The 8227-nt window shown below is 39.0% G+C and carries 8 protein-coding genes and 1 pseudogene; all 9 read right to left on the reverse strand.

All coding sequences use genetic code 11. The annotated features are described in order from the left end of the window. Positions 1 to 986: 986 nt before the first annotated feature. On the reverse strand, positions 987 to 1472 hold the full coding sequence (locus tag PVV64_RS09415) for a hypothetical protein (RefSeq protein ID WP_273760758.1): 486 nt from the start codon (positions 1470 to 1472) through the stop codon (positions 987 to 989). A 210-nt stretch (positions 1473 to 1682) separates the two neighbouring features. Further along, a complete protein-coding gene (locus PVV64_RS09420) occupies positions 1683 to 2132 on the reverse strand; it encodes a hypothetical protein (RefSeq protein WP_273760759.1) in 450 nt (149 codons plus the stop codon). Further along, on the reverse strand, positions 2119 to 2409 hold the full coding sequence (locus tag PVV64_RS09425; protein ID WP_273760760.1) for a PRANC domain-containing protein: 291 nt from the start codon (positions 2407 to 2409) through the stop codon (positions 2119 to 2121). The genes PVV64_RS09420 and PVV64_RS09425 overlap by 14 nt, the downstream gene beginning before the upstream one ends. 474 nt (positions 2410 to 2883) lie before the next feature. Beyond that, positions 2884 to 4125, reverse strand: a complete 1242-nt coding sequence (locus PVV64_RS09430) for a DUF2087 domain-containing protein (RefSeq protein ID WP_273760761.1) — start codon at positions 4123 to 4125, stop codon at positions 2884 to 2886. Positions 4126 to 4134: 9 nt separating this feature from the next. Beyond that, the gene (locus tag PVV64_RS09435) at positions 4135 to 4809 is read right to left on the reverse strand and encodes a hypothetical protein (RefSeq protein ID WP_273760762.1); all 675 of its coding nucleotides are present in this window, start codon (positions 4807 to 4809) and stop codon (positions 4135 to 4137) included. A 212-nt stretch (positions 4810 to 5021) separates the two neighbouring features. Further along, positions 5022 to 6215: an MFS transporter gene (locus PVV64_RS09440; RefSeq protein WP_273760763.1), complete on the reverse strand. Its 1194-nt coding sequence runs from the start codon at positions 6213 to 6215 to the stop codon at positions 5022 to 5024. Next, complete coding sequence (locus tag PVV64_RS09445) at positions 6212 to 7303, reverse strand: hypothetical protein (RefSeq protein WP_273760764.1); 1092 nt, start codon at positions 7301 to 7303, stop codon at positions 6212 to 6214. The genes PVV64_RS09440 and PVV64_RS09445 overlap by 4 nt, the downstream gene beginning before the upstream one ends. 162 nt (positions 7304 to 7465) lie before the next feature. Then, entirely contained in the window at positions 7466 to 7615 is a 150-nt protein-coding gene (locus PVV64_RS09450) for a hypothetical protein (protein ID WP_273760765.1), read from the reverse strand. A 406-nt stretch (positions 7616 to 8021) separates the two neighbouring features. Further along, positions 8022 to 8227: pseudogene (locus PVV64_RS09455) on the reverse strand (DUF3792 domain-containing protein); the annotation flags it as partial.

Consider the following 8227-nt stretch of genomic DNA (forward strand, 5'->3'; position numbering starts at 1 on the left):
TTCAAAGCAAGGAGAGACGCAATAAAGCAAAACTGATGCTCAAATATTTTAAAAAATAAGAAATTGCACAATTTGTCATGCTTAAGTCCACAAGACATAAAAGAAAAGTTGCTTCTTGCCTGCTTAAGACCAATGATACTAGAATAATTGCACAAAAAACTATAAAAACACTTGGAGCTAAAATGAAGGAAAATCTTGCAGTTGTAGACAAGTCTCAAAAAAAACTTCCATAATATTGAATGCTCACATATTCCCCTTCATACTACATCAAACTTAAACGCTATGACAGCATAAGCAAACATATGGGCGCTAGGAGTATATTCGACTACCATGCTAGAAAAACCAAATGCGTCGAGAAATTATACGTGCCTAGGCATTCAACAAGTCCTTTTTCCAAATCAATAACGTTGACAATCATTCTTGCGTCGGAAAAGAAGCACGCAAAGCTACGCTAAAAGCTCGAAAGTCTTTCCATGTAAAAACACAATAGGGTGAATAGGGAATTTAAGATTAAAACACCGCTGTTATCAGAGGTGTTAAATTTTAGAGCTTAAGGAGCTTGCCAAAAGTGTAACTTTTTCTAAAAAAGCATATCATATTGTACTAAAGACTTTAATCTCACTAAGGCACTTTTTTATTCAATAAAACTGACCAAAAATACGTTTTTATTTTGATAAAAGTGTTATGGATGAGAGAGAAAATCTAAGATAGCGGAACTTAAAGTCTCAAGATCAACCATAGAGGCAAATGGATAATATGTTACTTTGAGCAGTCTACAAACGTCATGTGCAAATAAAATCCACTCCATAATCCTCCAGCTGTGAGGCAATTTGCTACGGAGCTTACAGGACAATTTTTAAAAACAGTTTTGAGCTTCTTTGCTGCAGAGTGTGTTACAAACTTATAATTGAGTCATTTATGCGAAGTGTTTTAGGCACTCTTGTTGTGCCCCCAGTAGCAAAAATTATATGTGACATTGAAGGTCCCTATTTTTTAGTCTGCATGAGGCACAGGCAAGAGGCAAAGGCGGAGATACCAACAATCATGCCAAAAAGCACAGCGATATGATTGTTGAAATGGCTGATGATCCATCCACTTGTCCATGATCCTATAGCTTGGCCAATATTTGAAACAACAAGAATATAACTAAAAAGAACACTAGAAGAGAGGGATGTGGTTGTTTTCCCTGCTTGATAGTATATCTCTGGAACCATGACAGATTCATAGATACTGTATGCAATTAAAGCAGTCACAGAGGTAAAGATACCACCCATGAGGAAAAATGAGGAGAAACCTCCCATAAAGCAGAGCAGATAAAAAGTTGCTTTATCGGAAAGGGTAAGATGTTTATTGATTACCCCCTGCCAGATACAAATGCTAATACCAACAATTGAAAAGAAAATACCACTATAAGGAGCGAGATTGCTATCAAATTTACTGAGAAGTGTTGTAGTGGTGATGAAAATTCCCATGAGGAATGCAAAAAGCAAAGCCGTGATCAGCAAATAAGCAATAGAACGATCATGTATTATTGTTTTAAAAAAAGAAAGAAGAGTTTTTTTCCTTTTTTCAAAGGGTGATTTTTTATGAGGGTAATGATAAATAATTTTGAGAGATAGAAAACAAAAATATAAACCAATGAGTACCAAAAAAAGCCATGAGAAAAGCTGAGGCGTTATATTTTATGGCACTTGTTGCAACAAGAGGGGCGATAACAACCGCAGCGTTTTGAAAAAAGAATAGACAGTTAATGCACGTTTAAGAGCACTTCCATTGAGATGTTCTGATAAAATTTCTCTCAAAAAGGGCTTTGAAATTGCTTTCGAAAAAGCCATTAAGATAAAAAAGATCAACCATGCAGAAGCTGTGAGCGATAACATAATGCACACAAAAGCGGTACTCCTTAAAATAAAGGCGGTAGCCATTAAGAGTTTACGCGAAAATCTTTCTAATAAACCCGTTGTGGTTACCATGAGAATGCTTTCAAGGATTACCGAATCAGCCAGATAAAAAGCAACATTTGCAGCAGTTACGAGAGAAGAGTTTCCAAGCAGAGGGAGTACAAAGAAAAAGGAAAATTCAGAAAGAAAAACTGCGCTATAGATGAAAAAAGTAATTTTATTTTTGCCCATGGAATTTCCATAGAAGTGCTGTTAAATGGTCAAATACATTTTGTTGTATCTCTTGAGGAAGTTTTGTCAGCCCTGTTTCCACTGTGCACATTTCGTTGAAATAGTATCCTTCTTGATTCACCAGCCAGTCCACTGCAAGAATATTGTTTTTTGTTTTTTCTACGATGTTTTTAAAAATACCGAGCATTTCAGGATAGAATTTTTTCTTGCCATATGCGGCTATAAAAGCCGCTTTTATCAGAATGGTCTTTTTGCCGCTACGTGCTGCATTTCCCATAGTACTGTTCTTTTGAGGCTTACGGGATTTCACACAAAAAACTTTCTTGATAGGAATGAAATATGACAGAATGGAAATCGAGAAAAATGGTGTTTAATTTTAATGCAAGTTCATCAAACAATATACATTTTGCACATGTTCGCGCGGCTGCATATTGCGCACCAAATCTCTCTATGGAAGATTTTAGGGCATCACTTCTGGAGGATGTTCTCATCCTAGATACGAACATGACATAAAAAATTCTCTTGACTTAGCAACAACACTGTCCTCTTATTGACATTACGCACTCTTGCTCCTCCCCACTCAATCTCTTACGAAGAGGTTGCACTGGTTGCTATAGATTGTCAACATATGAATGATTTTATAAGTTTTTTCATGAAATGAGATTTTTTCGTGAACGGATCCATTCTCTTGAAGTGTAGAAGAAAAATGATTGAGTTCATGACCCGTCTTTTAATTCTCTGCCTTCTTTGTTTAATACACGCGTTGATATTTGCCCCCAGAGCGTTGTAAAAAACCCCTCTCAACGAGGGTGCGTCGTAATCTAGCAAAATCTACCGTAAAGAGGTTGCATATGTTAGAGACTTCCGTTTCGCTATAGATTTTTTCTCTTTGAAAGGCTTGGGCAATTTTTTGTAGCATTTCTTCTGTTTCTAAATGGCGGTCGTTTAAATTTTCCCTCTTCCGCACATTTTTATCTTCTAGTGTTTTCCAAAGTGTTCCTTCGGCTTGAAATCCTTCTGTTGTATTTTGAATAAGATCAAGATTCAAAAGACGATTGATGGATTTGTGAATGGTTTTGGCATCACAATCGACAGTTTTGAGGATATCAGAAAGATTTTTTGCACCAAGGATAATGGCAGCGTAAACAGCCCGCAATGTTGGTGAGGTCATGGCAGAGATCAGTGAATTGGCTTTACTGCGTTTGTGAAGTGCTTCTTTTCCCATGGGCAAAAGATCATTGCGAATGGGCAGTTCATTGATTTCTATGAGTTCTGCTTGGAGCGATTGTGCGCGTACAATTTGTTCGGTAGGGGAGCGTTTGCGAATAATCCCTAGACCACTTTGGCGATATTTGTGGTTTTCGGGGAGGGTTAAAGCCTCATAGGATCCATCAAGGCGGTAGAGAATTTCCTCCCACAAAGGGGTTCTGACACGGCGAACGCGTTGTTCACCATTGAGGGCAACCGTTGTGGTCATGGTTGGTTCATGCAAACAGAGATAACCACCAGCGGTGATGTGTTTCCAAAGCGTGGTAACAAATCGCACATCATCTGCGGGCGTTCCAGCATCAATCCAAGCAAAATCTATTGGTCCCCAAGATTGGAGCGTTTCATCATCAAGAGAAAAGAAATTCTCATGGATAAATGTTACCATGTCTTTTTCAATACGCTCGTCTTGGAGCAGTTTTTGCCATGCTTGTTCGGCGGACTGACCTTCTGCTGAAAAATCATCAATGGTGATCAATCGTGGTTGATAATTCTCAAGGACTCCTGAAGGGTCAAGTAAAGCTGTACGTTCTTCCCAAGTGGTAGATCTTAAGAGTTCTTTATCCTGTTGCCATGCTTCTTTTGCTTTTTGCAGTGCTTTAGCAATCAAGCATGTGCTATCTCCCGCACCGATTTCAAGGATGGTACGTGGTCTAGCCATTTGAATGAGCGTGTAAAGAAGTTCAATACTGTTTTCTGTTCCCATACCAGGTCTTATCAGGGGCATCTTTTGATCCTATCCTTTTACCAAGCGCAGCATTCCGGCTTTGATAAAAAATGTTGCTGTTTGTTCTAGGGGGCGTTGAAGATGTATCTCTGTTGTGGCTTTTTGCAAGAGAGGTTTTGTTTTTTCGTTTAGCCGGATTGTGCGCCCGTTGAGCTGATTAATGGCAAGGGACCCAAGAGGAGAATTGACAAGACGACATGTTGGTTCTCGTACAAGAGCTGTTGCATGATCTGGCGAAAAGTCCTGTTGGTCTGTTTGAATAAGACCGTGTCGCAACAAGGATATCAAAAGATTTTCTGCGTCAAAAAGGCAACCGTTGAGTTTGATTTCTTTCAAGGATTGAACAGAACAGCCATCATAAAGTGCTGCGAATGTCAGCAAATCAAACCCACCAAAAGCTCTGCTTTTGGTGGAAACAACGGTGATAGGTTGTATTTGGCGTTTGCCAATGAGTGCCGGTTTATTTTTTATGATTTGTATATCTTTTGCCCATTGAACATGTGTTAGGGGGGCTAATTTACGCGGGTAGACAGCGAAAGAATTGATGGCTATGGGCGGCGTTGGTTTTTGCAATTCAAGCGTGTGGATGTTTTCATTCAAGTCATGTTGCATGGTGTCTGCAAGTTGCCATACATAACCGCCTGTTCCATTGTAAAAGTTTAAGCCTATAGGGTCTTGTTGCATGATGTTATCGTTTTTTTTACTTTAAAATATCAAGTTTTGGGGAGGGTTGTTAGTTGCTGCTTCATACAGAGTGGTTTATCAAAGTTTCATTGGTTGGTAGGGGGTATAGGAGAGATAATGATTTTATTGAGGGGTGATTGCAATTTGATTGGGTGGTGATTGTCATGTCTTTTTTAGTATGATTTGCTTGAGAGAATAGGTGGCAAAGTCTTTTAAGCATGATCCCCTTCCTTTTTTTGTAGAGCGCGGTTTACGATAAAGCCTAAGATGCCTGTGATCATGGTGGCGATGCTGATGATAAGGAGTGTGTATTGGGTGTGGTGCACTTTTACAAAACCTGCACTGATAAAACCAATGCACACGGCTGTTTGTATGATGAAAATATAGGCGGGCATTTGACTGTTTCGTTGTTCTTTCTGGATGGCTTTCATCATAAAACTTGCCATCAGAGCATTTTGCACGCCGTTAGCACCTCCACGGATGAAAGAGGATAACATCATCAACCATATGAGTTGTGTTAGGGATAAACAAAAAATTCCAAAGCCAATGGTTGCGGCAGCTAGTGATGCTCCCGCTGCATTACCAAGGCGGTGGAAAAGGCTAGAGAAACAGAGAGGACCAACCACGAGTCCGAGGCTCGACATGCTTGCAATCATTCCATAGACTTCTCCGCGTAAGTTTAGTTCAGTGCGCATACGAACAATCAGCAATACGCTTAGAGTGGAGGTAAGGATGATGGTGATGATGAGGGGAGAAAGAGCATAGACCACATTTTTTTTACGCAAGAGGCCTCTTAAGTCTAGCCCTTTTTTGCTTTGTTGTGTTGTGTTTGTTGTTTGCGTATGTATTTTCAAACTTTTAAAACAGTATATGGTGATCAAGGCTGCACAGAGAACCATGATGGAAAGTGCAAAGAGCCCTTTTTGCCCGTTTGATATTCCATATAACACGCCCCCTAACAGTGGTCCGGCAATATAGCCAAGATTACGAACTGTTTGGAGAATGCGGTTGATGCGATCTAGTTGGTGATCATTGTTGACCAATTCAGGCACAGTAACAAGCATAGCAGACCAAAAGAGTGAACCAGCACAACCCAGTGCAAAAGAAAGGGCAATATAAAGCCAAAACTGGTTGGCGATTGCAGCTATAGCTACGAATATTGCTTGAAATAATAAAATAATGGGCACTGTTCGTGCAGGTTTGAAGTGATGCAAAAGATGCGGAGCAATAGGTCCCGCACAAATTGCTCCGATAAATCCTGCTAACAGAAGCATTGAAATGGAGGATGTGTTTTTTGCTAAGTTTAGAATAAGTGTGACTTGAGTGGTTTCATCAGCAAAGCTGCTCAAGCCTAAAACGAGGAAAAGCCCTGTTTTGGGCAAAATTATGGATTTTTTCTTTGTCACAATGCTCCCCAAGATGCCAAGGCTTTTACGGCTTTTAAAATTTCCTGCTGTGCATATTTATATGGGGTATCATTCAATTTTACTAGATCTAGTTTTTTTCCTGATGAAAGTTGAGAAAGGAAATGCTCTAGATGAGAGCTATATTCAAAGCTTGCACAATGTCCGTTTGCTGCGATGAGCAGTTCTTTTGTTTCAGTTAAGGGCACCCATTGCAGGGTTGTAGGTGGGCGAAGAGTGATTTCATTTTCAATTTCGGAGACGTCAACAAGGGGGCGACCGACGCATAAACGTGAACTTGTATCGCAAATTAATTGAGAAACCAGCATATGGCGTTTTAAGGTACCGTTTGCGATGGCAGAGTTTAGTGCGAAGTATTGAAAAGCATTATCAGGGTTTAAACTTGCTCTTCCTGATGTGCGGATATCATGCCGTGTTCGATCATCGAGATAGAGTAAATGCGTGACATAATTTCTATGGTGTTGTGCATCGTGCGCTGTTTCCCAAAAAGCGACATTGATATTTACAGCAACCTTTTCTCCCGTTTCAGCGACATGGAAGGCATCATGAGGGAAGTAAGCAACACGATCTGTACGATTTTGCAGCGCAATTGCTGTTGATTTATGTTCCTCATATTCAGGATATTTGAGCCCTTGAAGGTCTTTTCGTGTGTTGGGCCATGCAAACATTGTTTTACCATCCTGTAGAGTAAAACCAAAATTATGAGCGTGATCTATATGGATCCCAACATGGGTAGAAGAATATTGGCCAATGAAGCAGTCAATATCTACACGTCCACCAGGTCTAAAACCTAAAGAATGTGCTAATTGATCTGCAAATTGTTTTGCCGCGTCCCATAGTATAGGAGTTGCAGCGTATAACCCATAATACATGACCGCCCATTCTTGCCCTTTAGCATATTGATCAACGCGGGCAGTATATTCTTCTATAGTCCTATCCGTATCTAAAACAAGAAAATTTGGAAGAGGGTGTGGACTCCGCAATCCATTCACTACTGTTACGACTTCGGATTTAGGATTAAGAGCTAAGAGTTGATGAGGATGTCGAGCGTATTGTCTTAAAGCATACAATACATCCCTTTCATTGAAAGGGATGTATGAAATCGACAACTCAGCTGCTTGCTTAGCCCAAATTTTTTGAGAAAAGCCCTCTGAAAATAATTCAAGCATGCACTTAAATATACTTAATTTTAAAGTTAGATATGTAAATAGATCTGTATCAACAATACATTATTAAACTTCTAACGAACCATTCACATCAAGCTCATTTTGACAAATTTGAGTATCGTTACGCTGTGCATACTTATCAAGCATTATAGTTGGCACAACTTCGTCAGCAGTCAATTCAACAACATCTTTTACTTCATTAAGTGAAATATTCATATATTTCCCCCCTTATAGTTGATAAAAAAACAATGATAACCAAAATAAAAAAATTACCACTTATTTTCTCCTAGTATGGATTTTATTTTTTGTCAAATGTTATGTTGATTGAATATATTTCTTATCCTTTTGAAGAGAGACACTTCATGTAATGAAGATTGCTATATATCCTTATTAAAAAGATAGACTGTTCTTTTTGAGTTTTTTGATTTGTAGGGGAGATGAGTACAATATATTCTCATCATTCATATATTCTGTTTTCAAGTTTGAACTTTGAAAGACTTTGTTTGGATATGGTCAAGTAATGTATAGGTTGTCATTATTATACAAGAAACATTTCAAGTAATTGTAAAAAAGCTGCACAGAATGTACAGCTTTTTTAGGTGTTTGTTTTATGGGGAGGTTTTTAAAGCTTGAAAGAATCCTTACGGCTTCTGTAGCCATAATAGCCAAAGATACTGGAAATTATAGCGCCAATTAAGCTTCCTAAAAAGCCCCACCAGCCCATGTTTGATGCTGTTTGCGTCGCTTTTTGGGCAGTGTTTTTTGCTCCCTTTAGGGCATTCTCAAGATTATCAGAGAGCGTTTCAGTCTGTTCTTCAAGGGCTTTTA

This window comes from Bartonella sp. ML70XJBT.G, from assembly GCF_028618575.1.
GTDB lineage: Bacteria > Pseudomonadota > Alphaproteobacteria > Rhizobiales > Rhizobiaceae > Bartonella.